This window comes from Kribbella italica, from assembly GCF_014205135.1.
GTDB classification, from domain to species: Bacteria; Actinomycetota; Actinomycetes; order Propionibacteriales; family Kribbellaceae; genus Kribbella; species Kribbella italica.
Genome location: NZ_JACHMY010000001.1, coordinates 3,796,944 through 3,820,789, shown reverse-complemented (window position 1 = coordinate 3,820,789; position 23,846 = coordinate 3,796,944). Strand labels below are relative to the sequence as shown.

Here is a 23,846-nt window from a genome sequence, read left to right as displayed (position 1 = left end):
GACATGATGACGTTAGTGCTCCCGCTCAGTGAGGCCGGCGCCGAGCCGAGCCCGCTGATGCCGCACACCGCCGAGATCATTTTCGGCCTCGTCTTCCTGATCCTGCTGGCCATCGCCTTCGCCAAGATCGTCGTCCCGAAGTTCGAAAAGGCTTACGCCGAGCGGACGCAGGCGATCGAAGGCGGGATGAACGAGGCCAAGCAGGCCCAGGCCGAGGCGAAGGCGGCGCTCGACAAGTACAACGCGCAGCTGGCCGAGGCTCGCTCGGAAGCTGCGAAGATCCGCGAGGACGCGCGTGAGCAGGGTGCGCAGATCATCGCGGAGATGCGTGAGCAGGCGAACGTCGAGGCCGAGCGGATCGTGAACCACGCCCGGACCCAGATCGACGCCGAGCGTACGCAGGCCGTTGCTTCGCTGCGCAGCGAGGTCGGCTTGATGGCCACGTCGCTGGCCGGCCGGATCGTCGGGGAGTCGCTCGAGGACGAGGCGCGTCAGCGTCGTACGGTCGAGCGCTTCCTGGAGGAGCTGGAGTCGAGCGAGTCGGCCCGGCAGGCTGTCGGAACGGACGGCTGATGCGCGGCGCTTCGAAGGAGTCACTCGCCCGGGCCGAAGAGGCCCTGGCGGGTGTCACCGTCTCCGAGGGTCTCGGTGCCGAGCTGTTCTCGGTCGCCAAGGTGCTCGACACCAACGGGTCGCTGCGCCGGGCGCTGACCGACCCGGCCCGTGGTACCGAGAGCCGGACCGGCCTGGTCCGGCAGCTGTTCGGCGGCAAGGTCTCCGACCAGGCGCTGGAGATCCTGACCGCTGCCGCGGTCGGTCGCTGGGTCAGCGGCCGGGACCTCGGTGACGCGCTGGACGACCTGAGCGTGAAGGCCGAGGTGGCCTTCGCCGACGGGCAGCGCAAGCTGGACGAGCTGGAGGACCAGCTGTTCCGCCTGGACCGTGTGGTTGCGGTCGAGCGGGCGCTGGCCGGCAAGTTGAGCGATCGCAGCATCCCGCTGGAAGCCCGGCAGGAACTGATCCGTGGTCTGCTGCAGGGCAAGGCCGACGCCGTCACCGTACGGCTGGTCGAGCGCGCGGTGGACGGCCGGGGACGTGGTTTCGCCGGTGCGATGCGGGCCTACCAGGTCGCCGCGGCGGCCCGGCGCAGTGCCAGCATCGCGACCGTTCGCGTCGCCAACGACCTGACCGAGACCGAGCGCGACCGGCTGGCCGAGCTGCTCGGCCGGCAGTACGGACGGCAGATCCAGCTGAACGTGATCGTCGACCCGAGTGTCGTCGGCGGCGTCCGGGTGGACATCGGTGACGAAGTGATCGACGGGACCATCGCGGCCCGCCTCGACGAGGCGCAGCGGCGCATCGCGGGCTGACCCCTTAACGATTAGCAGGCGCTAAGGGTCGGCAAAGCCTTTAGAGCCACAACAGGCCAGCAAGGTCAAGGAAGCAGGGAAGCACAATGGCGGAGCTCACGATCAGGCCGGAGGAGATCCGGGACGCCCTGGATCGCTTCGTCTCCAGCTACGAGCCGGAGACGGCGACCCGCGAAGAGGTCGGCACCGTTGTCGACGCCGGTGACGGCATCGCGCACGTCGAGGGCCTGCCCTCGGCGATGACGAACGAGCTGCTGGAATTCGAGGACGGCACCCGGGGCATCGCCCTGAACCTGGACGTCCGCAACATCGGTGTCGCCGTTCTCGGTGAGTTCGACGGTATCGAGGAGGGCCAGCAGGTCCGCCGGACCGGCCAGGTCCTGTCCGTCGCCGTCGGCGAGGGCTACCTGGGTCGCGTCGTCGACCCGATGGGCCGTCCGATCGACGGCCTCGGCGAGATCAAGGACCTCGAGGGCACCCGCGCCCTGGAGCTCCAGGCGGCCGGCGTGATGGACCGCCAGGAGGTCCGCGAGCCGCTGCAGACCGGCATCAAGGCGATCGACGGCATGATCCCGATCGGCCGCGGCCAGCGTCAGCTGATCATCGGCGACCGCAAGACCGGCAAGACCGCGATCGCGATCGACACGATCATCAACCAGAAGGCCAACTGGGACTCCGGCGACCCGAAGAAGCAGGTCCGCTGCATCTACGTCGCGATCGGCCAGAAGGGCTCGACGATCGCCTCGGTGCGCGGCGCGCTCGAAGAGGCCGGCGCGATGGAGTACACCACCATCGTGGCCTCCCCGGCGTCCGACCCGGCCGGCTTCAAGTACGTCGCGCCGTACACCGGTTCGGCCATCGGCCAGCACTGGATGTACCAGGGCAAGCACGTCCTGATCGTGTTCGACGACCTGAGCAAGCAGGCCGAGGCCTACCGCTCGATGTCGCTGCTGCTGCGTCGCCCGCCGGGCCGTGAGGCGTACCCGGGTGACGTCTTCTACCTGCACAGCCGCCTGCTGGAGCGTTGCGCGAAGCTGAGCGACGAGCTCGGCGCGGGCTCGATGACCGGTCTGCCGATCATCGAGACCAAGGCCAACGACGTCTCGGCGTTCATCCCGACCAACGTCATCTCGATCACCGACGGCCAGATCTTCCTGCAGTCGGACCTGTTCAACGCCAACATCCGTCCCGCCATCGACGTCGGTATCTCGGTGTCGCGGGTCGGCGGTGCCGCGCAGGTCAAGGGCATGAAGAAGGTCTCCGGCTCGCTGAAGCTGGACCTCGCGCAGTTCCGCGCGATGGAGGCCTTCGCGATGTTCGCCTCCGACCTCGACGCGACCTCGCGCCGTCAGCTGGACCGCGGTCAGCGTCTGGTCGAGCTGCTGCGTCAGCCGCAGTACTCGCCGTACCCGGTCGAGGAGCAGACGGTCTCCATCTGGGCCGGTACGACGGGCAAGTTCGACGACGTCCCGGTCGAGGACGTGCTGCGCTTCGAGCGTGAGTTCCTCGACTACCTGCGGCGCGACTCCAAGGTGCTCGACGCCGTCCGCGAGAGCGGCAAGTTCGAGGACGACTCGGCCGAGGCCGTCATCTCCGCGCTGGACGCCTTCAAGCCGACCTTCCAGACCTCCGGCGGCGAGCTGCTCGTCGGTCGTGAGGAGACGAAGGCCATGGACGAAGAGGACGTCGAGCAGGAGCAGATCGTCCGGCAGAAGCGGGGCTGATCAACCCATGCCAGCCAGTCTGCGGCAGCTTCGTGAGCGTCGGGCCTCGGTCTCGACGATCAAGAAGCTCACCCGCGCGATGGAGCTCATCGCGGCGTCCCGGATCGTCAAGGCGCAGCAACGCGCCCAGGCGGCCGGTCCGTACGCGCGTGAGCTCACCCGTGCCGTGTCGGCGGTGGCGACGTTCTCGAACGTCGACCACCCGCTGACCACCGAGAAGCCGAACCCGAAGCGGGCCGCGGTTCTCCTGATCACCTCCGACCGCGGTCAGGCCGGTGCGTACTCCTCCTCGGTGATCCGCGAGGGGGAGCGGCTGCACCAGCTCCTGCGCGAGGACGGCAAGGAGATCGTGCCGTTCCTGACCGGACGCAAGGGGATCGCCTACTACACCTTCCGGCAGCGCGAGGTCGCGCAGTCGTGGAGCGGCGAGTCCGACGCGCCGACGTTCGCCCGGGCCCGGGAGGTCGCCGACGCGCTGATCGAGGCCTTCCTGACCCCGACCGAGGAGGGCGGCGTGGACGAGATCCACATCGTCTTCACCCGGTTCGTGTCGATGCTGACCCAGCGGCCGGACGTGATCCGGCTGCTGCCGCTGGAGGTCGTCGAGGGCACCGAGGCGCCGGCCGAGGACGACGTCCTGCCGTTGTACGAGTTCGAGCCGTCCGCCGAGGACGTGCTGGACGGGCTGCTGCCCAAGTACGTCGCCAGCCGGATCCACTACTGCATGCTGCAGGCGGCCGCTTCCGAGCTGGCCAACCGGCAGCGCGCGATGAAGTCCGCGACCGACAACGCGCAGGACCTGATCGAACGCTTGACGCGTGAGGCCAACCAGGCGCGCCAGGCCCAAATTACCCAAGAAATCAGCGAGATCGTCGGTGGCGCGGGTGCGCTGGCCGACGCCTCAGCCGGGAGCGAGTGAGAGAGATGACTGCCACGGTTACCGAGAACAACAACGAGGCGGGCGCCCGCGGCGTCGGTCGCGTCGCCCGGGTGATCGGCCCGGTCGTCGACGTCGAGTTCGCCGCGGACACGATGCCGGACATGTACAACGCGCTCGAGGTGGACATCACCCTGGGCGACGTCACCACGACGATCACCCTCGAGGTCGCGCTGCACGTCGGCGACAACATGGTCCGGGCGATCTCGATGAAGCCCACCGACGGCCTGGTCCGCGGTACCGAGGTGCGCGACACCGGTGCGGCGATCTCCGTCCCGGTCGGCGACGTCACCAAGGGCCGCGTCTGGTCGGTCACGGGCAAGTGCCTGAACCAGGACGAGTCCGAGTTCGAGATCGCCGAGCGCTGGCCGATCCACCGCAAGGCGCCGGCCTTCGACCAGCTCGAGTCCAAGACCGAGATGCTGGAGACCGGCATCAAGGTGCTCGACCTGCTCACGCCGTACGTGCAGGGCGGAAAGATCGGCCTGTTCGGTGGTGCGGGCGTCGGCAAGACCGTCATGATCCAGGAGATGATCTACCGGATCGCGCACAACTTCGGTGGCACCTCGGTGTTCGCCGGTGTCGGTGAGCGCACCCGTGAGGGCAACGACCTGATCGGTGAGATGGAAGAGGCCGGCGTCTTCAAGGACACCGCGCTGGTCTTCGGTCAGATGGACGAGCCGCCGGGCACGCGGCTTCGCGTCGCGCTGTCGGCCCTCACGATGGCGGAGTACTTCCGCGACGTGAAGGAGCAGGACGTGCTGCTCTTCATCGACAACATCTTCCGGTTCACCCAGGCCGGTTCCGAGGTCTCCACGCTGCTCGGCCGGATGCCGTCGGCCGTGGGGTACCAGCCGAACCTCGCCGACGAGATGGGCGTGCTGCAGGAGCGGATCACCTCGACGCGTGGACACTCGATCACCTCGATGCAGGCGATCTACGTACCCGCCGACGACTACACCGACCCGGCGCCGGCCACCACGTTCGCGCACCTGGACGCGACCACCGAGCTGTCGCGTGACATCGCGTCGCGTGGTCTGTACCCGGCCGTCGACCCGCTGTCGTCCACGTCACGGATCCTCGACCCGCAGTACATCGGCCAGGAGCACTACGACGTGGCCGTCCGGGTCAAGCAGATCCTGCAGAAGAACAAGGAGCTGCAGGACATCATCGCCATCCTCGGTGTCGACGAGCTGTCCGAAGAGGACAAGATCACCGTCGCGCGAGCGCGCCGGATCGAGCAGTTCCTGTCGCAGAACACCTACATGGCGGAGAAGTTCACCAACACGCCGGGTTCGACGGTGCCGCTGAAGGACACCATCGAGTCGTTCAAGAAGATCACCGAGGGCGAGACCGACCACATCGCCGAGCAGGCCTTCTTCAACACCGGCTCGCTGGACGACGTCGAGCGGCGTTGGGCCGAGCTCCAGAAGGAGCTCTGACCGTCTGATGGCCGAAGAGACCGGCAAGCACCTCGACGTCGCGCTGGTCGCGGCCGAGCGGGTGGTCTGGGAGGGGCAGGCGAAGATCGTCATCGCCCGCACCACCGACGGCGACGTCGGTATCCTCCCGGGCCACGCCCCGCTGCTGGGACTGCTGCAGGGCGGTACGGTCCAGGTGCGGACCCTCGACGACGAGTACTTCGTCGCCGCCGCACCGGACGGGTTCATCTCGGTGGCCAATGATCGCGTTTCGATCCTGGCCGAGAACGCCGAGATGGGTCACGACATCGATCTCGAGGAAGCCAAGCGCGCCCTTGAGCAGGCTCAGGCCGCCGGCACGGACAGTGCCGACGAGCAGGAGCTGGTCCGGGTGGCCGAGGCCAGAGTCCGGGCCGCCGAACAGGTGTCCTGACCGCACCTGCAATAATTGAACATCGTCACAGTCAGTACGGTTCTGGGCCAGCTGGTTCGGAGTAGGTGCCGCTCAGTCGCCGGCATCAGGAATGAGGTCGGCATATGAGGACAGTCCTCGATGTGGTCGGGGTCTGTTTCCTTGCTGCCGTACTGCTGGTTGTCGCTTTCGCGTGCCGTCGTCGCTGGTTGTCCAGGGACGGCGGCACGTTCGACTGCAGCCTCCAACTCGCCGAGAAGGACCACGGCCGCGGCTGGGCCCTCGGCCTGGCCCGCTACGTCGGCGACGACCTCCAGTGGTTCCGCGTCTTCAGCCTGGCCTGGTGGCCCAAGCTCGTCGTCAACCGCCGCCAGCTCCAAGGCATCACCACCCGCCGCCCGGTCGGCAACGAGCCCCTCGTCACCTACGCCGGCCACGTGATCGTCGACGCCGAGCTCCGCGACCGCACGGTCCACTTCGCGATGACCGAGGAAGCCCTCACCGGCGTACTGGCCTGGATGGAATCGGCTCCACCCAGCAGCCAGACGTACCACTAGCCCCAGCTGTAGCGCGTCTGGGAGAACTCCGTGCCGTTCCCGTACGCGAACGCCAGGGTCGGCCCGACGCGGTAGAGCTGCGTCTCACCCGACCGGAGAGCGTCACCCATCCGGTACCAGGTCCCGTCCTCGCGGGTCAGATGCCAGCCGTACGCCTGCTCGAACGCCTCGGCGGCGGCGTTCCGGTCGTCCGGGTCGATGACGAGGGCCGCCTTGCCCTCGATCACGTAGTCCGTGCCGGTCAGCGTGTTCGTGCCGGTGGTGAGGATGCAGTGCGGGTTGGCCGCGAGGTTCTTCGCCTTCTGCTCGTTCTCCCCGGTGGCGAACCACAGCGCGCCGTACGCCCAGATCGCCAGCAGCGGCGTCGAGTGCGGCCGCCCGTCGGTGCGCACTGTGGTGAGGGAGAACTTCTGCGTGCGTCGGAGCGCCTCGACGGTCAGCTCCCAGGGGGTCGCCGTCGCTCCGGGGGCGGAGAACGGTCCCAGTGTCGTGTCGGGCAGGCCGGCCATGGGTTCCTCCTGGTCTGGACGCATCCTTCACCGTACTCACCGCAGGTTCGGCCTGGTGCGTTTCGGTCGGGCGACTAGGGTCTCTGTATGACGGGCATCTTGCTGGAGCTGGATCTGACTCGGGGTGTGCTGGAGACGGCGCCTTCGTCGCCGCTGGCCGCGTTCAGGGCGCGGCACCTGCCGACGGTGCGGGAGTTGGTCGTCGGGCTCCGGAAGGCGGCGCGGGACGAGCAGGTCGCCGGGCTGGTCGCGCACGTGGGTGGACCGCCGCTGTCCTTGGCCCAGGTGCAGGAGCTGCGGGCCGCTGTCGCGGGGTTCCGGGCGGCCGGGAAGCGGGCTGTCGCGTGGACCGAGTCGTTCGGCGAGGTCGGCGGCGGGACGGTGCCGTACTACCTGGCGTCGGCGTTCGACGAGATCTGGGTGCAGCCGTCGGGGGAGCTGGGCATCACCGGGGTCTCGGTGCAGGCGACGTTCGTTCGGGGTGCACTGGACAAGGCGGGGGTGATTCCGCAGTTCGGCAAGCGGCGGGAGTACAAGACCGCGGTCGACACTTTCACCGAGAAGGAGATGACCGGGCCCGCTCGCGAGATGGCTTCGCGGCTGGCGGAGTCGTCGTACGAGCAGATCGTGGCGGGGATCGCCGAGGGGCGGGAGCTGACCGCCGAGCAGGTCCGCGAGCTGGTGGACCGGGCGCCGCTGGGCGCTGAGGCAGCGCGTGAGGCCGGGCTGGTGGATCGGCTCGGGTACCGCTCTGCCGTGTACGACGAGCTGGAGAAGCGGCTCGGTGAGACGACTCCCTTGCTGGTCGAGCGGTACCAGCGGCGCGGCGCGCGGACGCTGCACGACGCGCTCGACAACCTCCCCTGGCCGCCGAAGCCGGTCGTCGCGGTCATCCGGGTCACGGGCGGGATCACCGTCGGCCGGAACTCCGGTGGCGGGCCACTCGGTGGTCCACGGACCGGCTCGGACACCGTCACGGCCGCGCTGCGCGCCGCCGCCGACGACGAGAAGGTCAAGGCCGTCGTACTGCGGATCGACAGCCCCGGCGGTTCGTACGTCGCCTCCGACGCGATCCGGTTCGAGGTGCTGCGGCTGCGCGCGACCGGGAAGCCGGTGATCGCGTCGATGGGCAGCGTGGCCGCGTCCGGCGGGTACTTCGTGGCGATGCCGGCCGAGGTGATCGTCGCCCAGCCCGGGACGATCACCGGCTCGATCGGCGTCCTGTCCGGCAAGGGCGTCGTACGGGACGCGCTCGGCCGGATCGGGATCACCCAGCAGGCCGTGTCGGAGGGCGAGAACGCGCGGATGTACTCCGCGCAGGAGGAGTTCTCCCCGGCCCAGTGGGAGCGGCTCGAGGAGACCCTCGACCGGATCTACACCGACTTCGTCGCCAAGGCAGCCGACGACCGCGGCCTCGCCGTCGACGCGTTGGAGGCCCTGGCCCGCGGTCGGGTCTGGACCGGTGCCGACGCCCACGAGCGCGGCCTCGTCGACGAGCTCGGCGGCTTCGAGCAGGCTCTCCAGATCGCCTGCTCACGAGCCGGCCTGGACCGCGATGAGATCGCGCTCGCGACCGTGCCCAGCCGATCGTTCCTCGACCGCCTCCGCCCGCCGACCTCCACCGACGACCTGGCAGTCACCACCCAGCCTCTGTCGGTCGACGGCGTGACCACCTCTGTTTTGACGGCCTTGGGGCTGCCGCCGGCCGGCGTACTGTCGATGCCTTTGACCTGGAAAATCGGTTGACCGACAGTACGACGACCAAGGCATTGCGCCGGCGGGAGCCGCTCTTCCACCGGCGCGATCTGGTCAGCTCAGCGGCTGACGCCGACCGGGAGATGGCGGTCGGCTACTGGGAGATCGGCGCCTCGGGACGACGCTACTCGCGCGAGTTCGTCCTGGCTACGTTGACAGAACGCTTCACTCAAGGGGCTGACGCGTACGACGCCGAGGACTGGGTCGTCACCGACTTCGTCGTACGGGAGATCGCGGAGCGGACGTATCTGGTCACGTACGTGCTGAACGAGCAGCCCCGGCTCACGGCGCGGGTCACTCTCTGGCAAGGCTCCGAGGCGGACGGCTGGAAGGTGCTCTACCACCAGGGCACGGTGATCAGGCCGGCGTGATCGGGAACGCCTCGTGGTCGAGCTTGGCGCCGGGTTTGAGGTGCAGCGGGTCGGTGACGGGGTGCGGCGCGCCGGTGTAGATGGTGTCGGCGTCCATGTAGATGTTGACGTGGGCGAAGCGGGCCTGGTCGGTGGTGTTCGGCAGGGCCATGTGGCCGGTGAAGCCGCTGTGGAACGTGCAGTCGCCGGCTTTGAGGGGGAGAGTGACGCGCGGGGCCCAGCGGAGTTCGGGGTCGCGGGTGAAGAGGTCCTCCTCGTTGCTGAGGTCCTGCGGCTCCAGGCCGGTGACGGTCTGGGTGCCGGGCAGGAAGGTCATGCAGCCGCGCTCGGGCGGTACGTCGACGAGCGCGATCCAGGCGGACAGCGGGAGCCGGTCGTTGACGTGCGGCCAGTAGGGGCGGTCCTGGTGGAAGTGGGTGGCGGCGTTGCTGTTGGGCTCCTTCACCAGCATCTGGTCGTGCCAGATCCTGAGCGGGAATCCGGCGAGCTGTTCGGCGGTGGCGGCGATCTTCGGATGGAGGGTGAGCTCCTTCAGCACGTCGTCGTGGCGCCAGACGTTGACGAGCTGGCTGAAGATCGCGTCCTGCTGGAGACGGTCGGCACGATGCTCCTCCAGATAGGCGGCCGCTCGGGTGCGGTAGCGCTCGACCTCGTCGGGGGTCAGCACCTGCGGCACTCGGACAAATCCGTTCGTACGGTATTCCGCGGTTAGGTCTGTCATACCACTAAGGTCCTTCAAGCAGCCTGCTGCAGGCCAGGCCGATCCCGACCACTCGTCGTACGATCCTGACATGCCGGAAACCCTGCACGAGGCGAACCTCTTCCAAGGTGGTCCCGTCTGGGGTGGCGTCCACCGCCTGACGTCGGGCGTCGACGCCCACGCGCACGACTTCCTCGAGATCGCCGTCATCGGTCCCGGTGCCGGCCGCCACCGCACAAGTCAGGGCGACCAGCCCGTACGCCGGGGGCAGGTGCTGGTCCTGCGGCCTGGCGCGTGGCACGCTTTCACCCACTGCCGGGACCTGGTCGTCGCCAACTGCTGCGTCTCGGCCCGAGGCCTGCGCGCCGAACTCTCAGCCCTGCAACAGATTCCGCTCCTCCGCGACCTCCTGTGGACCACCCCGTCCACCACTCTGTACGGCGTCGCCACCACGCAGGTCGACCCGGCGGCCGCGGACGCCGCGATCGCCCAGATCACCCACCTGACCGAGGATCTGGCGGCTGCGCCTACCGCCGGAATCCCAGGTCGCCTCCTGGGACACCTGGTCACCGTCCTGGGCCTCCTCGCCGATGGGCTGCCCTCAACTCCCGCGGCACCCGCCGTACATCCAGCCGTGGCCGCGGCCATCACCCGCCTCGAAACAGACCTTGCCGCCGAGTGGCGCCTGGAAGACCTGGCCGGCGCGGCCAACCTCGACCCGGCGTACCTCGGCCGCCTCTTCAAACATGACACCGGTCTCAGCCCGCTGGCCTACCTGGCCCGCCTCCGAGCCGAGCAGGCAGCCCTCCTCCTCACCGACTCCACCCTCCCCGCTTCCCGAGTAGGCGCCGCCGTAGGTTGGCCCGACCCGACCTACTTCGCCCGCCGCTTCCGCACGCTGGTGGGCCTCACCCCGACCGAGTACCGGGCCAGCCAGGCAAGCACCGGGTGAACTGAAGAGGAACCACGCAAGATGTGCTGTTGTCACCCCGCCAAACGTGCTCGGAATTGCAGCTTTTGACATTTCCTAGCCATACGCGGAGATGACTTCAGCCCACAGACTTGCAGGACAGCCGTCCGTTTCGTGTGGGGGATCACATGTCGTTCGTCCGTCGTTCCGTCCTGCTGTTCATCGGGATCAGCCTGCTCTTGTCCGGCCTGGCGGTCCCGGCGGTGGGCGTCGGTAGTGATCAGCCGATTCCGACTCCGAACCCGAGTTCGCGCCCTTCGACCCCGCAGTCATCGAGCAAGGTCCCTGAAGCCGTCCCGACCGGCAAGGGGACGAGTGACGACTACCGCTTCGCGGGCGTCGCGGGGGTTCGGCAGGCGGCGGTCCAGATCACCGCCGCCATTCCGGAGCGGGGCGTCTCCCGAGGTGAGGTGATCCTCGACAAGACGCTGACGATCAACCAGAACGCGTCGGAGACTCTGGCGATCTCTCGGGCCGCAACGGGCTACGGCGCCGTTCGGGTCGACGACGTCCTGACGGTAGAGGTGACCCACGCCGACGGATCCACGGTCAGCAAGACCCTCGACTTCAGCGACGGCTGCATCGGCTTCGTGACTCCTGCCGGCCCGTTGCACCTTTCCGGCGTACTAGAGCCCGGTGACAACACTGTCCGCTTCATCCTGCGCGACGGCTGTGGTGCCTACGCGAGCGCCGACCCGATGTACGTCGTACCGGTCACCACGAAGGTCTCCGACCTGGCGACGTTGGGCTCTGGCTGCGACCTGTGCTCGAAGAACCCGACCGTGTCGCGCGGTTACCCCGTCAACACGGCGACCGGGAACGAGACGAAGTCGATCACCGATCTGCAGCTGGCAGGGCAGGGGACAGCGTTCGTCCTGCTCCGCAGCTACAACTCGGCCAGCGATCACGTCGGCACGTTCGGGAAAGGGTGGAATCACGCCTACGAAGGGCGTCTCGAAATCGCTGGCAGTGGGGCCTCGGTCGTCTACATCGGCATCGACGGACAACAGGCGGGATACACCAGAGCAACTGACGGTACCTACACAAAGGGGACCGGTGTCGAGGCCGACCTGGTCAAGCTGGCTGACGGACGGTTCGAGATCCGGCAGCCGAATCACAGCGTCGCACGCTTCTCCTCGTCGGGACAGCTGGAAGCGTTGCTCGACAGATCCGGTGTCGGCCTGCAACTGACCCACTCCAGCGGAGTGCTGTCAACGGTGACTGATTCAGCCGGCCGCGTCGTCCGTTTCACGCACGACGCCGAGGGACGGCTGCAGAAGGTCGAGCTTCCTGATGGGCGCTTTGTCCAGTACGCCTACACGGCGGGTCTGCTGACCGGCGTCCGCGATGTGCGGGGTGGAAACACCACCTATGCGTACGACACGGCTGGGCGTCTCAATCGGGTGACCGACCCGCTCGGGCACAGCGTACTCAACGAGTACGACTCGACTGGGCGGGTCGTCAAACAAACCGACCCCCGCGGCAAGATCACCCAGTACGTGTACGATCCGCTGCTCGGCACGACCACGATCAGGCCCGACGGTGGCAAGTGGACTGATCACTACCTCGGCAACGTCCTGGTGGGCACGTCCGACGCACAGGGCGGTCACACGTCGTACGGGTACGACGCCAAGCTCAACATGACCTCGACGACGGATCCGCGCGGCAACACCACGACGATGACGTACGACGCCCGCGGCAACCTGCTGACGCGGACTGCTCCGGCGCCGGTCTCGACGGTGGAGAAGTGGACGTACGACTCGGCCGACAACGTGCTCACCTCCACGGACGGCCGCGGCAAGATCACGACGAACACGTACGACACCGCCAACCGGCTGACGAAACTGGTCGCACCTGACCAGGGGACGAAGAACTTCACCTACACGGCAACCGGTCAGCTGAAGACCAGGAGCACCGGACGTGGGTACATCTGGACGAACGCATACGACACTGACGGCAACCTGACCTCCGAGGCGTCGCCGGCCGGCCTCACCACCACGATGACGTACGACGGCAGCGGGCGGCTTCTGACGAGAACGGACCCGCGGGGGAGCGCCGGTGGCGCCCAGGCCGAACCGTTCACCACGAGGTTCACCTACGAACCAGGTGACAAGGTCGCGACCACCACGGCACCTGACGGAACGGTTGCGAGCAACACGTACGACGCGGTCGGCAACCTCACCACACTGCAGGTTGCCAACGCAGGCGGGACGGTCCTGAAGAACGAGACCTACACGTACGACGCAGAGAACCGCCCGCTGCAGACGAAGAACCGCGATCGGATCGTCGAGACCCTCACCTACGACGCGGCCGGCAACAAGGAGTCGTCCACCGACGCGACCGGCGCCAAGACCACCTTCAAGTACGACCGGGTCGGGCGGTTGACGGCGACGACGACTCCTCGCGGCAACGTCGCGGGTGCGACCGAGTCGTTGTACAAGTGGGAGTACCGCTACGACGCCAACGGCAACCGGGAGTACGAGTACCAGCCCGCGCCGAACGGCGGGTACACACAGTTCACCTACGACGTGCTCAACCGCGTCACCCGCAAGAGGACACCGCTCGGCAACACGACCGACTCCACGTACGACGGTAATGGAAACACTGTGACCTCGGTCGACGATGCGGGCAAGGTCACGACCTACACCCACGACGGCGCGAATCGTGTGCTCACCGAAGCGCTGCCGGGACTTCAGGCGACGCGGCACACCTATGACCCCGACGGCGCGCGACTCAGCACCACATCGCCGAGCGGCGGCTCCGTGACCCGCTGGACGTACGACGGCGACGGGCGACAGCTCACCCAGGTCAATCCGCGAGGCAATGTGTCCGGCGGCACGCCGACCGACCACACCACCACCTTCGGGTACGACGCGGCCGGTAACCAGACGACCGTGAAGGACCAGCTCGGCCGGATCACCACCAGCACCTTCGACGGCCGGAACAACCGGTTGAGCGAGCGCAACCCTCGGGGGTTCACGACGTCGTACGGGTACGACGGGCTGCAGCGACTGACGACCGTGACGTCGGCGGCGAGCGCGGCGACGGCGTACACCTACGACGCGTACGGCGATCTGGTGGAGCGCAAGAACGCCAAGGACGCGGTGACGAAGTACGGGTACAACGCCCGAGGTGACCTGGTGTCGACGATCGACCCGCTCGACAGGAAACAGACCTACGGCTACGACGAAGACGGGAACGTCTCCGAGATCATCAAGGCTCGGGGGTATGCGACGGGTGACCTTGCGGCGTGGACCATCAAGCAGTCGTACAACGGTCGCGGGCTGCGCACCGCGGTCACGACAGCGTCCGCTGCGTCCAGTTCGACCTTCACCTACGACAACGACGACCGCCTGACGTCGTACAAAGACGCAACCGGAACGACGACCCAAGCCTGGAACGGTCTGAACCAGCTGACCGGCGTCACTCAGCCGCAAGGCAACTACGTCTACACCTACACGGATTTCGGCGCCGTGAAGTCGCGGCTGTACCCGGGTGGAGGCCAGGCCGACTATGCGTTCGACGCTGACGGCCGGGTCTCGTCGATGACCGCCTTGGCGCAGACCACCAACTTCGCGTACGACGCGGACGACAACCTGACCAAGGTCACCTACCCGACCGCGAGCGGATACTCCGAAACCCGGAGCTACGACCGGAGCGGTGACATCTCGGCGGTGATCAATCAGAAGGCGGGCGTCTCGACGCCGCTGAGCCGGTACGACTACGTTCGCGATGCGGCGCGCAACCCGGCCGTCATCAAGCGGACGCGCGGAACGACGGTCTACAACGAGGCCTTGCAGTACGACCAGGTGAACAGACTCGCCAACTACTGCCTCGAGGCCACGACGTGCGCCGCCGCCACGAAGAAGATCGTGTACGCCTACGACGAGGTCGGCAACCGGCTGTCAGAGACCCGAACCGGCACTTCCGGCCCTGGCACGATCACCAGCACGTACGACGCGGCCGACCAGATGGTCACTCGAACGAACCAGTCGGGTGCCGTCGCCAATCTCACGTACAACGCGGACGGCCTGCTGCAGCTCGCCCGTGAGTGGGACGTCCTCGGTCGCCTGACCAAGATCAGCGGCACCACGTTCACCTACGATGCGCTCGACCTTCGGCGTACGGCGACCAGTGCGGCCGGCACCAAGCGGATGTCGTGGGACGTCAACAACGAGTTGCCGATGCTCAACATCATCACCCAGCCCGACAACAGCTACTGGCGTTACCGCTACACACCGGACGGCATGCCGATGTCGGTCGAGCACCCCGGCCAGTCCTACGCGAGCTCGATCATGATGCACGACGCGATGGGCTCGGTCGTCGACGTCACCGACGGCACCGGCGGCGCCCGCTGGCGCTATGCCTACGAGCCCTTCGGCGTCCGCACGGCGGCCGAGAAGCTCCAAACCGTCGCAGAGGTCCCCGAGTTCGCCTACACCGGCGCTCACCTCGAGTCCACCACGGGCGAGTACCACCTGCGAGCCCGCGACTACAACCTCTGGGGCATGTTCACAGCGCCGGATCCGATGCAGCCAGCAATCACGGATCCATACGTCTCGTCGTACGTGTATGCCGACCAGCGCCCGACGTTCTACACCGACCCGAGTGGGCTGTCGCCGAAGTTCCTGGACGACTTCATCAACTCCCTGGGCAAGGGCGAAACCTACAAGAACTTCGGGGTCGGCATCGTGGGCGGTGGCGTTCAGATACTGGAACAAATCCCGGTCAATCAGCAGGTCAACCTTCTGTACTCCCAGATCGGCTTGGACGCATCAACCTTGTTCTACGGAGGAACAGACCGCGCATTCGGTGTCGACGGTACCGAAACAAGCACCCGGGTTGGCGAGTTCTTCACACCTGTTCCCGGTGGCGTCGGCGTCGTGGCCTGCAAGATCGGTGGGAAAGCGATTCTGACCTTCCCGAAAGTCTTTGGTAGGGCTGGAAGTCAGCTGGGTGGTCACAGCATTGACGACCTTCTCACTGCTGCGACGAAACCGGATCGCAATGGGTTGACGAAGGCGGGGCGAGCACTGCAGAAGCATGGCGATCGGGAGAATCCGAAGCTTCCGAAGTCGACAGGCAAGGCAGCTGCCCGAAATGAGCAGGGGATCGGTGTGGTCGAGGAAATCCTGCGTAGTCCCGCTCAAGTGCAAGTCATTAATGGTAAACTGCGAATCTGGGATTCTTCCGGCCGGGGCGTGAGCTACGACATGAAAGGTAACTTCATTGGGTTCGTCGAACGATAGTCATGAAGGATATTCGATTGTCTTGGCAAGCGATGTAGCTGAAGGTCGGGACGGTCTAGGGGTAGAGTTGTACGACCGAGTTGAAAACCTGCTGGCCGTGATTTACCGAGACGACATTTCTCGTCACACGACGTTCATGTCGCAACGATCTTTCGATATCCCGATCGCTGTTCTGCGGGGGTTTTTAGCCAGAGCTGACGAGGTCTTGTGAGGGGAATGATCCCGGCGGGGTGCTGTGAATCGCCTACTGGCCTTCGCGGTCTCCGCCTGGGACCCAGAGGACATCCCCGCCGGACGACAGGTTGGCGACCCGGCCGAGGATGAAGAGGAGGTCGGAGAGGCGGTTCAGGTAGGTGATGGCGAGGAGGTTGACCGACGGGCCGTGGGCTTCTACGGCGACCCAGCCGGCTCGTTCGGCGCGGCGGACGACCGTGCGGGCGACGTTCAGGTACGCCGCGCCCGGAGTTCCCCCGGGGAGGATGAAGCTGCGGAGTTTGGTGAGGCGGGCGTTGTAGTCGTCGCACCAGGATTCGAGGCGGTCGATGTAGTCCTGGGTGATGCGCAGCGGCGGGTACTCGGGGTCGGGCTGGATCGGGTTGCACAGGTCGGCGCCGACGTCGAACAGGTCGTTCTGGATCCTGGTCAGCAGGACGACGATCGCCGAGTTCAGGTGGCCCGCGGCGATCGCGACCCCGATCGTCGAGTTCGCCTCGTCCACTTCGCCGTACGCCGCCAGCCGCGGGTCGGTCTTGGTCGTCGTACTCATGTCGCCCAGGCGGGTCTCGCCGGCGTCCCCGGTCCTGGTGTAGATCCGCGTCAAGTTCACAGCCATGTCACGGCACTCTACGCAAGCCCGGAACGCCGGGGCGCTACAGTCGGCGGGTGGAACGGTTTCGGATCTCGGGTGAGGCAAGGCTCGACGGCTCGGTCGAGGTGGCAGGCGCGAAGAACAGCGTGCTGAAGTTGATGGCGGCGGCGTTGCTGGCCGAGGGGACGACGACGCTGCGGCAGGTGCCGGGCATTCTCGACGTCACCTTCATGGCCCAGCTGCTGGACACGCTCGGCTGCGAGGTGAAGGTCGACGGCGACGCCGGTACGGCGACGATCGCGGTCCCCGCCGAGATCGGCCACCAGTGCGACTACGAGCTGGTCCGCAAGCTGCGCGCCTCGATCTCGGTGCTCGGCCCGCTGCTCGGCCGGTGCGGCCAGGCCGAGGTCGCGTTGCCGGGTGGGGACAACATCGGTTCGCGCGGGCTGAACATGCACGTGGCCGGGCTGGAGTCGATGGGCGCGAAGGTGCACATCGAGCACGGGTTCGTGATCGCCGAGGCGCCGCAGGGGCTGCACGGTGCGGAGGTCTGGCTGGACTTCCCGAGCGTCGGCGCGACCGAGACGATCATGATGGCCGCAGTCCTGGCCAAGGGCACGACCGTGATCGAGAACGCGGCCCGCGAGCCGGAGATCCAGGACATCGCCGAGCTGCTGGTCCAGATGGGCGCGCGGATCGAGGGCGCCGGGTCGCCCCGGATCGAGATCACCGGGGTGGACGGGCTGCTGCAGCCGGTCGACCACGTCGTCGTACCGGACCGGATCGTCACCGGGAGCTGGGCGTTCGCGGCCGCCATCACCAAGGGCGACGTGACGATCACGAACGGGCACGCCGAGCACCTCGAGCTGGTGCTCGACAAGCTGCACAAGGCCGGCGCGGAGATCAACGTGCTCGAGCAGGGCTTCCGCGTCCGGATGGCGGACCAGCCGAAGTCGGTCGACGTCGTCACGCTGCCGTACCCCGGCTTCCCGACCGACCTGCAGGCGTTCTGCATCGCGATGAACGCGGTCAGCTCGGGGTCCGCGATGGTGACCGAGAACCTGTTCGAGGGGCGCTTCACGTTCGCCCAGGAGCTGACCCGGCTCGGTGCGCAGGTGCAGACCGACGGGCACCACGCGGTGATTCGCGGCGTACCGCGGTTGTCCGGTGCGCCGGTCGTCGCGAGCGACATCCGCGCGGGCGCGGCGCTGGTGATCGCGGGGCTGGCGGCCGAGGGTGAGACGTTGGTCTCGGCGGCGCACCACGTGCACCGCGGCTACACGGACTTCGCGGGGAACCTCCGCCGGTTGGGTGCCGACGTCACCGTGGAGCCCGACGACGCAGAGCTGTACTGGAACTGAGTGGAGTCCACGCCCCCGAAGCGGCTCCGGCGGTGACCGGCGGGTAGCTGCTGGGGCAGGTTAGGGTCATCCGCATGACTGAGCGTGTGATCAAGCCTGTCGGCCGTGGGTTCCTGTTTCTCGACTCGCATCCCGCGGGGTGTGAGCAGGTGGTGCGCGACCTGGCTGCGCAGGTCGAGGCCCGTACGCCGGACAAGCGCCCGGTCGCGCTCGTGATCGGCGCCAGCTCCGGCTACGGCCTGGCCGCGACGATCGCCGGCCTGGTCCGGTACGGGATCGACGGTGTCGGCGTCTCGTTCGAGAAAGCGCCGGCTCGGCGTACTGCCACTGCCGGCTGGTACCGGACCGCAGCCACCGCCGCGTATGCCGAGCAGGCCGGTCGCAAGTTCCACTTCGTCAACGCCGACGCCTTCGCCGACACCACCAAGGACGAGGTGCTCGACCTGGTCGCCAAGGAGTTCGGCCCGGTCGACTACCTGATCTACAGCGTTGCCGCCCCGCGCCGCGTCGACCCGCGCACCGGTACGACGTACCAGTCGGCGCTGAAGACGATCGGCGCGCCGTACACGACCAAGAGCATCGCCTTCGAGGACGGCGCACCACTGCTGACCGAGGCGAGCCTCGACGTCGCGACCGACGAGGAGATCGCCGAGACCGTCCAGGTGATGGGCGGCGAGGACTGGACCCGCTGGGTCGACGCGCTGGCTGAGCGCAAGCTGCTGAACGACGGCTTCAGCACCGTCGCGCTGACCTACATCGGCAGCGAATTGACCGGCCCGATCTACCGCCAGGGCTCGATCGGCGCGGCCAAGGCGCATCTGGAGGAGACGGCCAGGACGCTGTCCGAGCGCGACGGCGTCCGCGCCCTCACCTCGGTCAACGGTGCCGCCGTCACGCAGGCCAGCTCGGCCATCCCCGGCATCGGCCTGTACGTGAGCCTGCTGCACAAGGTGCTCGGCGAGCAGATGCAGACGCCGATCCAGCAGTCGATCGCGCTGTGGGACCAGTTGACCGGCGAGAAGGCCCCTGACCTGGACGAGGACGGCCGCCTGCGCCTCGACCGCTGGGAGCTCGACCCGGCCGTCCAGGCCGCGGTGAAGGAGCAGTGGGACGCCGTCACCCAGGAGAACATCGCGACCGTGGCCGACGCGGCCTGGTTCTTCGCCGAGGTACGCCGCCTGTACGGCTTCGACGTCGACGGCGTGGACTACGAGGCCGAGACCGAGGTCGACGTGGAGTGGCCCAAGGCGTAGGCCGCGCGGATCAGCAGCCGCGGCTCTCCGCGGCCTTCTTGAGGTCGGCCAGCCAGGCCTCGAGCCCGTAGCCGAGGAACTGCGTCGAGGTCGGGACGTCGGCCTCGACCTGAGCGCCGGTCCAGGTCTCCTCGGTGCGGACGAGGACGCCGCCGCGGACCTGGGTGAAGTTCCAGACGTGGGTGCCGTTGTCGATCCGCAGTCCTTCGCCGACGGCAGGGCCGGACCAGCGCAGGCAGGACCGGTGTCCGACCTGGTGGACGGTCGAGGTGATGCTCAGCGTCGTCGCGGGCGTGGTCGCGGTCTCCGGGACAGGCGTCGTCCAGCGGAACTGCGACTTCCTGCGCAGCGGTCCGTGGTCGAGCCGCTTGCTGCTGGTGACGGCCGGCTGCCACGCGGGCCAGCGCTCGACGTCGGTCTGCAGCTTCCAGATCGTGCTCAGTGGTGCGTTGATCACGGCCTCGGTCCGGTACCGGATCTTGGCGGCGGCATCGACACCCTGTCCCTTGCAGGTAAGCGGAGCAGGCGCTGCTGCCTGCGCCGGTACGGCGGTGGCGCCGAGCAGTCCGGCGACGGCGAGCGGGAGGGCGAGCAGGGCGGTGCGGATCATCGGATTCTCCTCGGTGAGTTAGAGCATGTCGTTGTGGTTAGAACCTATAACCACAGCGCCGTGAAGGTCAATAGGTTTCGTGATAGGTTCTAACCACAGCGAAGGAGGACGATGCCGGAGACCAGCAGCCCGCGCGAGCGCTACCGCACGCAGGTCCGCGAGGAGATCAAGGACCGCGCCTGGGAGCAGATCGCCACCGCCGGCCCGTCCGCGCTGTCGCTCAACGCGATCGCCAAGCTGATGGGGATGAGCGGTCCGGCGCTCTACCGGTACTACGCCGGCCGCGACGACCTGATCACCGATCTGATCCGCGACGCGTACCGAAGCCTCGCCGACACCCTCAGCGCGGCCTCACGCCAGGGTGCGGACCTGGCCGACCTCGCGCTCGTCGTCCGGGAGTGGGCACTGGCCTACCCCCAGCGGTACTTCCTCATCTACGGCACCCCGGTGCCCGGCTACCACGCGCCGGACGACGTCACGGGCATCGCGGACGAGATCATGACGACCCTGCTCGCCGCCGCCCGCGCGCTCCCCAGCAGCGGCCCGGAGACGCCGTTCGACCGTCATCTCGACGACCACCGCGACTGGGTCGGCGACCGCTCCGCCCCCACCCCGGCCGTGCACCGCGCCCTGTCCTTCTGGACCCGCCTGCACGGCGTACTGTCCCTCGAGCTCGCCGGCCACTTCACCGGCATGGCCCTCGACCCGGCCCTGCTCTTCGCCGCCGAGGTCGACGACCTGCTCAAGCCCTAGAGCGGCTTGAAGGAGACCAGTTCCAGGACGAGTTCGCCGGCTTCGTCGGAGGCGCCGAGGTCGACTGTCGCGGTGACGCGCCAGTCGTGGTTGCCTTCGGGGTCGTCGATGATCTGCTGGACCTCCCAGTAGCCCGGGTGCTCCTCGACCATGAACAACGCGGGACCGCGCGCGGCCGGGCCGGTGCCCAGCGACGAGTGCTCGGCGTAGTACGTCGTACCGGCCTCCGCCCAGCGGCCCGCGTCCCAGCCCGACTCGTTGTCGAGCTGGCCCAGCTCGGCCCACCGGTGCAGGGCGACCAGCTCGACGCGGCGGAACATCGCGTTGCGGACCAGGACCCGGAAAGCCCTGGTGTTCAAGGTGATCCGGCGCGGACCGAGCGGGACCGGCGCGGCCACCACCTCCGACGTGGTCGGGTTGGTCAGCTCTTCCCACTCGTCGAGCAGGCTGGAGTCGGTCTGCCGGACGACCTCGCCGAGCCACTCGATGAGGTCGGTGAGGTCCTCGTTCACCTTGTCCGGCGGCACGGTCTGGCGCAGCGCCTTGTACGCGTCGCTGAGGTAGCGCAGCATGATGCCCTCGGAGCGCGCCAGCCCGTAGTACTGGACGAACTCGCCGAACGTCATCGCCCGCTCGAACATGTCCCGGACCACCGACTTCGGCGACAGCCCGGCCTCGGCGATCCACGGGTGGGTCTGCCGGTAGATCTCCAAAGTTGCCTGCAGCAACTCTTCGAGCGGCTTCGGCCAGCTCAGCTCGTCGAGCAGCTCCATCCGCTCCTCGTACTCGATGCCGTCGGCCTTCATCGACTGGACGGCCTCGCCCTTGGCGTGGTGCAGCTGCGCCATCAGGACGGCGCGCGGGTCCTCCAGGGTCGCCTCGACCACCGACACCACATCGAGCGCGTACAAGGGATCCTCAGGGTCGAGCAGGTCCAGCGCCGCGAGCGCGAACGTCGAGAGTGGCTGGTTCAGCGAGAAGTCCTTCTGCAGGTCGACGGTCAGCCGCAGCGTCCGCCCGAACTCGTCGGGCTCGTCCAGCCGCTCGACGACGCCGGCGGTGAGCAGCGTACGGTAGATCTGGATCGCGCGCCGGATCAGCCGGACCTGCGACTTGGCGTCCTCGTGGTTGTCCTGCAGCAGGTGCCGCATGCTCGCGAAGGCATCGCCGTCGCGGGCGATCACGTTCAGCAGCATCGCGTGGCTGACCCGCATCTTCGACAGCAACGGCTCGGGCTCGGCCGCGACCAGCCGGTCGAAGGTGTCCTCGCCCCAGGTGACGAACCCCTCCGGCGGCTTCTTGCGCTGCACCCGGCGCTGCTTCTTCGGGTCGTCGCCGGCCTTCGCCATCGCCTTGACGTTCTCGACGACGTGGTCCGGAGCCTGGACGACGACGGTGCCGGAGGTGTCGTACCCGGCCCGGCCCGCGCGGCCGGCGATCTGGTGGAACTCGCGCGCCTTGAGGATGCGCTGCCGACGGCCGTCGTACTTGCTCAGAGCGGTCAGTACGACGGTGCGGATCGGGACGTTGATCCCGACGCCGAGCGTGTCGGTGCCGCAGATCACCTTGAGCAGCCCGGCCTGGGCCAGCTGCTCGACCAGCCGCCGGTACTTCGGCAGCATGCCCGCGTGGTGCACGCCGATGCCGTGCATGACGAGCCGCTGCAGCGTCCGGCCGAACCCGGAGCTGAACCGGAAGTGCCCGATCAGCTCCTTGATCTTGTCCTTCTCCTCCTTCGTGCAGACGTTGATGCTGGTCAGCGCCTGCGCGCGCTCCAGCGCCGACGCCTGGGTGAAGTGCACGACGTACACCGGCGACTGGTGCGTGACGAGCAGCTCCTGGAGTGTCTCGTGCAGGGGAGTGGTGACGTACTTGTAGACCAGCGGGACCGGGCGCTCGGCCGACGAGACGATCGCGGTCGGCCGGTTCGTCCGGCGGCTCAGGTCGAGCTTGAACCGCTCGACGTCGCCGAGCGTCGCCGACATCAGGACGAACTGCGCGTTCGGCAGCTCGAGCAGCGGGACCTGCCAGGCCCAGCCGCGGTCGGGCTCGGCGTAGAAGTGGAACTCGTCCATCACGACCTGGCCGACGTCGGCCGCGGAGCCTTCGCGCAGGGCGACGTTGGCCAGCACCTCGGCGGTGCAGCAGATGATCGGGGCGCCGGCGTTGACCGAGGCGTCGCCGGTCAGCATGCCGACCTTGTCGGCGCCGAACACGTCGCACAGGGCGAAGAACTTCTCCGAGACCAGGGCCTTGATCGGCGCGGTGTAGAAAGTGCGCCTCCCGTTCGCGAGGGCGGCGAAGTGCGAGCCGGTGGCGACCAGGCTCTTGCCGGAGCCGGTCGGGGTGGACAGGATCACGTTCGACCCGGTCATCACCTCGATCAGGGCTTCCTCCTGCGCCGGGTACAAGGAGATGCCCTGCGTGCCCACCCAGGTGGCGAAGGCGTCGTACAGGGCGTCAGGTTCGGTGGAGTCCGGCAGCTTCTCGGTCAGCGTCATCGTTTCCATTGTCCCGCATCGATCCGGTCGCCGGGTCGAGGATGCCGGCCTCGAGGTCGGCCAGCTTGGTGACGAAGTCCGCGATCGTCTCCAGCTCGGCCGCCGTGTAGGTCTCCATCAGGGCCGCGAGCGCCCGCAGACGCGGGTTGTTCTCCTGGTCGAGCCACGCGGTGTTGAGCGAGATGGTGACCCGGCGCCGGTCCTCGACACAGCGTTCCCGGACGACGTACCCGGCCCGCTCCAGCCGGTCGATCACGCCGGTGATGGTGCCGGACGAGCTGAGCCCGGTCAGCTTGCCGAGCTCGCCCGGGCTGAGCGGACCGTGCAGCCGCAGCAGGTTGACGAAGCTCGACTCGTACGTGCTGAGCGGTAGCCCGGCCTGTACGCCGACCTCGTGGTCGAACCGCGCGGCCGCCGCGGCGTGGCGGACGGTCGCGGCCAGGAGCGTGCGGCACAGCGGAGACGGCTCGCTTGTCATCGGCGGATCCCTTCACTAGTCTGTCGCCCGAACGAGTGTGTCGTTCCAGCGACATACTCGGCACGGCGACCTTGTCGCTCACCTGTCAGTTTACGGCGCGACCCCCG

At 67.8% G+C, this 23,846-nt stretch carries 20 protein-coding genes; 14 read left to right on the top strand and 6 right to left on the bottom strand.

The features are described from left to right. Positions 1 to 3: 3 nt before the first annotated feature. The 7 genes from HDA39_RS17630 to HDA39_RS17600 all read left to right on the top strand — a co-directional run bounded on the left by HDA39_RS17630 (position 4) and on the right by HDA39_RS17600 (position 6,421). Positions 4 to 573: a F0F1 ATP synthase subunit B gene (locus HDA39_RS17630; protein WP_184796335.1), complete on the top strand. Its 570-nt coding sequence runs from the start codon at positions 4 to 6 to the stop codon at positions 571 to 573. Further along, positions 573 to 1,370, top strand: coding sequence for a F0F1 ATP synthase subunit delta (locus tag HDA39_RS17625; RefSeq protein ID WP_184796333.1), 798 nt, complete (start codon positions 573 to 575; stop codon positions 1,368 to 1,370). Before HDA39_RS17630 ends, HDA39_RS17625 begins: the two co-directional genes overlap by 1 nt. Positions 1,371 to 1,456: 86 nt before the next feature. Further along, positions 1,457 to 3,094 carry a F0F1 ATP synthase subunit alpha gene (gene atpA / locus HDA39_RS17620; protein ID WP_184796331.1) on the top strand — a complete coding sequence of 546 codons (1,638 nt, stop codon included), beginning with the start codon at positions 1,457 to 1,459 and terminating at the stop codon, positions 3,092 to 3,094. A 7-nt stretch (positions 3,095 to 3,101) separates the two neighbouring features. After that, the gene (locus HDA39_RS17615; RefSeq protein ID WP_184796329.1) at positions 3,102 to 4,013 is read left to right on the top strand and encodes a F0F1 ATP synthase subunit gamma; all 912 of its coding nucleotides are present in this window, start codon (positions 3,102 to 3,104) and stop codon (positions 4,011 to 4,013) included. 5 nt (positions 4,014 to 4,018) lie between these two features. Beyond that, entirely contained in the window at positions 4,019 to 5,473 is a 1,455-nt protein-coding gene (gene atpD / locus HDA39_RS17610; protein WP_184796327.1) for a F0F1 ATP synthase subunit beta, read from the top strand. Positions 5,474 to 5,480: 7 nt separating this feature from the next. Beyond that, the gene (locus tag HDA39_RS17605; protein ID WP_184796326.1) at positions 5,481 to 5,885 is read left to right on the top strand and encodes a F0F1 ATP synthase subunit epsilon; all 405 of its coding nucleotides are present in this window, start codon (positions 5,481 to 5,483) and stop codon (positions 5,883 to 5,885) included. Between the two features lie 104 nt (positions 5,886 to 5,989). Then, positions 5,990 to 6,421 (top strand): DUF2550 domain-containing protein, encoded by a 432-nt coding sequence (locus HDA39_RS17600; RefSeq protein WP_184796324.1) that lies wholly within the window; start codon positions 5,990 to 5,992, stop codon positions 6,419 to 6,421. Here the strand turns inward: HDA39_RS17600 and HDA39_RS17595 are convergent. Next, positions 6,418 to 6,930 carry a pyridoxamine 5'-phosphate oxidase family protein gene (locus tag HDA39_RS17595; RefSeq protein WP_184796322.1) on the bottom strand — a complete coding sequence of 171 codons (513 nt, stop codon included), beginning with the start codon at positions 6,928 to 6,930 and terminating at the stop codon, positions 6,418 to 6,420. The genes HDA39_RS17600 and HDA39_RS17595 overlap by 4 nt on opposite strands. Positions 6,931 to 7,017: 87 nt before the next feature. Between HDA39_RS17595 and sppA the strand changes: the two genes are divergently transcribed. Next, positions 7,018 to 8,676 (top strand): signal peptide peptidase SppA, encoded by a 1,659-nt coding sequence (gene sppA / locus HDA39_RS17590; protein WP_184796320.1) that lies wholly within the window; start codon positions 7,018 to 7,020, stop codon positions 8,674 to 8,676. Beyond that, entirely contained in the window at positions 8,673 to 9,056 is a 384-nt protein-coding gene (locus HDA39_RS17585) for a nuclear transport factor 2 family protein (protein ID WP_238356080.1), read from the top strand. Before sppA ends, HDA39_RS17585 begins: the two co-directional genes overlap by 4 nt. Here HDA39_RS17585 and HDA39_RS17580 read toward each other — a convergent pair. Then, complete coding sequence (locus tag HDA39_RS17580; RefSeq protein WP_184796318.1) at positions 9,043 to 9,777, bottom strand: phytanoyl-CoA dioxygenase family protein; 735 nt, start codon at positions 9,775 to 9,777, stop codon at positions 9,043 to 9,045. The genes HDA39_RS17585 and HDA39_RS17580 overlap by 14 nt on opposite strands. A 70-nt stretch (positions 9,778 to 9,847) precedes the next feature. On the opposite strand from HDA39_RS17580, the gene HDA39_RS17575 reads away from it, so the two are divergent. Together HDA39_RS17575 and HDA39_RS17570 are read left to right on the top strand one after the other, a co-directional pair. Further along, positions 9,848 to 10,708: a helix-turn-helix transcriptional regulator gene (locus HDA39_RS17575; protein WP_184796316.1), complete on the top strand. Its 861-nt coding sequence runs from the start codon at positions 9,848 to 9,850 to the stop codon at positions 10,706 to 10,708. A gap of 146 nt (positions 10,709 to 10,854) precedes the next feature. After that, on the top strand, positions 10,855 to 15,975 hold the full coding sequence (locus HDA39_RS17570; protein WP_184796314.1) for a DUF6531 domain-containing protein: 5,121 nt from the start codon (positions 10,855 to 10,857) through the stop codon (positions 15,973 to 15,975). Between the two features lie 244 nt (positions 15,976 to 16,219). Here HDA39_RS17570 and HDA39_RS17565 read toward each other — a convergent pair whose 3' ends face one another. Next, positions 16,220 to 16,807, bottom strand: a complete 588-nt coding sequence (locus HDA39_RS17565) for a cob(I)yrinic acid a,c-diamide adenosyltransferase (protein ID WP_184796312.1) — start codon at positions 16,805 to 16,807, stop codon at positions 16,220 to 16,222. Between the two features lie 50 nt (positions 16,808 to 16,857). Here HDA39_RS17565 and murA point away from each other — a divergent pair, with 50 nt between their 5' ends. Next, a complete protein-coding gene (murA, locus tag HDA39_RS17560; RefSeq protein ID WP_184796310.1) occupies positions 16,858 to 18,144 on the top strand; it encodes a UDP-N-acetylglucosamine 1-carboxyvinyltransferase in 1,287 nt (428 codons plus the stop codon). A 74-nt stretch (positions 18,145 to 18,218) separates the two neighbouring features. Continuing rightward, positions 18,219 to 19,397, top strand: a complete 1,179-nt coding sequence (locus tag HDA39_RS17555) for a trans-2-enoyl-CoA reductase family protein (RefSeq protein ID WP_184796308.1) — start codon at positions 18,219 to 18,221, stop codon at positions 19,395 to 19,397. A 10-nt stretch (positions 19,398 to 19,407) separates the two neighbouring features. On the opposite strand, the gene HDA39_RS17550 is transcribed toward HDA39_RS17555, so the two are convergent. Further along, positions 19,408 to 20,007, bottom strand: coding sequence for an SRPBCC family protein (locus HDA39_RS17550; protein ID WP_184796306.1), 600 nt, complete (start codon positions 20,005 to 20,007; stop codon positions 19,408 to 19,410). Between the two features lie 111 nt (positions 20,008 to 20,118). On the opposite strand from HDA39_RS17550, the gene HDA39_RS17545 reads away from it, so the two are divergent. Beyond that, positions 20,119 to 20,760: a TetR/AcrR family transcriptional regulator gene (locus HDA39_RS17545; protein ID WP_184796304.1), complete on the top strand. Its 642-nt coding sequence runs from the start codon at positions 20,119 to 20,121 to the stop codon at positions 20,758 to 20,760. On the opposite strand, the gene HDA39_RS17540 is transcribed toward HDA39_RS17545, so the two are convergent. Together HDA39_RS17540 and HDA39_RS17535 are read right to left on the bottom strand one after the other, a co-directional pair. Beyond that, the gene (locus HDA39_RS17540; protein WP_184796302.1) at positions 20,757 to 23,261 is read right to left on the bottom strand and encodes a DEAD/DEAH box helicase; all 2,505 of its coding nucleotides are present in this window, start codon (positions 23,259 to 23,261) and stop codon (positions 20,757 to 20,759) included. The genes HDA39_RS17545 and HDA39_RS17540 overlap by 4 nt on opposite strands. Continuing rightward, entirely contained in the window at positions 23,221 to 23,739 is a 519-nt protein-coding gene (locus HDA39_RS17535) for a MarR family winged helix-turn-helix transcriptional regulator (protein WP_184796300.1), read from the bottom strand. The genes HDA39_RS17540 and HDA39_RS17535 overlap by 41 nt, the downstream gene beginning before the upstream one ends. Positions 23,740 to 23,846 lie beyond the last annotated feature (107 nt).